The sequence below is a fragment of the Mesorhizobium sp. M7A.F.Ca.CA.002.05.1.1 genome (genome assembly GCF_003998335.1).
Lineage (GTDB): Bacteria > Pseudomonadota > Alphaproteobacteria > Rhizobiales > Rhizobiaceae > Mesorhizobium.
This window is the reverse complement of record NZ_RZQI01001342.1, coordinates 1-1,075: the sequence shown is the minus strand read 5'-3', so window position 1 is coordinate 1,075 and position 1,075 is coordinate 1. Positions and strand designations below refer to the sequence as shown.

The 1,075-nt window shown below is 65.1% G+C and carries 1 protein-coding gene; it reads left to right on the top strand.

Annotated features, from left to right (window positions below; translation table 11 throughout):
• On the top strand, positions 1–1,075 hold a 1,075-nt coding region (locus EN939_RS35410; protein WP_127271966.1), incomplete at both ends, for an SDR family NAD(P)-dependent oxidoreductase.

The window sequence follows — 1,075 nt, the reverse complement described above, 5'->3', positions numbered from 1 at the left end:
TGTCGACACCGGATCTGTCGATCCGCATCAAGACCGGCCCAATGGCGCTGCCGGCGCCCGATGCTGACAAGGCCGGTGACTACAAGGTGGCAATCAAGAGCCATGTCGACGCGTTCGCCAAGGATTATCGCGCCTATTTCGAAACCAATGATGCGCTCGACGACGTCAAGCGCACCATGCTCGACCAGATGCCGCGGCTGACGCTGGTGCCGGGCCTCGGCATGTTCGGCCATGGCCGCACGCTGAAGGACGCGAAGATCGCCTCGGATGTCGGCGAGATGTGGATCGAGGCGGTGCGCGGCGCCGAGGCGGTCGGCCGTTTCCACCCGCTCTCCAAGGCCGATCTGTTCCCGCTCGAATACTGGTCGCTGGAACAGGCCAAGCTCGCCTCCAACAAGCCGAAGCCACTGACTGGCCAGGTGGTGCTGATCACCGGCGGCGCCGGCGCGATCGGTGCAGCGACAGCCAAATTGTTCGCCGACAATGGCGCCCATGCCGTCGTCGTCGATCTCGACGCCGAAAAGGCTGCCGACGCGGCGAAGAAGGCCGGCAACAATTCGATCGGCGTCGCCGCCGACATCACCGACCCGGCGCAGGTGCGTGCCGCCTTCGACAGAGCGGTTGCCGTGTTCGGCGGTGTCGACATCCTGGTTTCCAATGCCGGCGCCGCCTGGGAAGGTCGCATCGGTGAGCTCGACGACGCGCTCCTGCGCAAGAGTTTCGAGCTCAATTTCTTCGCCCACCAATCGGTGGCGCAGAATGCGGTGCGCATCATGCTCGAGCAGGGCACAGGCGGCGTGCTTTTGTTCAACACCTCCAAACAGGCGGTCAACCCCGGCCCGAAGTTCGGCGCCTATGGCGTGCCGAAGGCGGCGACACTGTTCCTGTCCAGGCAGTACGCGCTTGACTATGGCGCGCATGGCATCCGCTCCAACGCCGTCAACGCCGACCGCATCCGCTCGGGGCTTCTGACCGACGCCATGATTGCCAGCCGTTCGGGCGCGCGGGGCGTGTCGGAGAAGGACTACATGTCCGGCAATCTGCTCGGCCAGGAAGTGACGGCGCAGGACGTGGC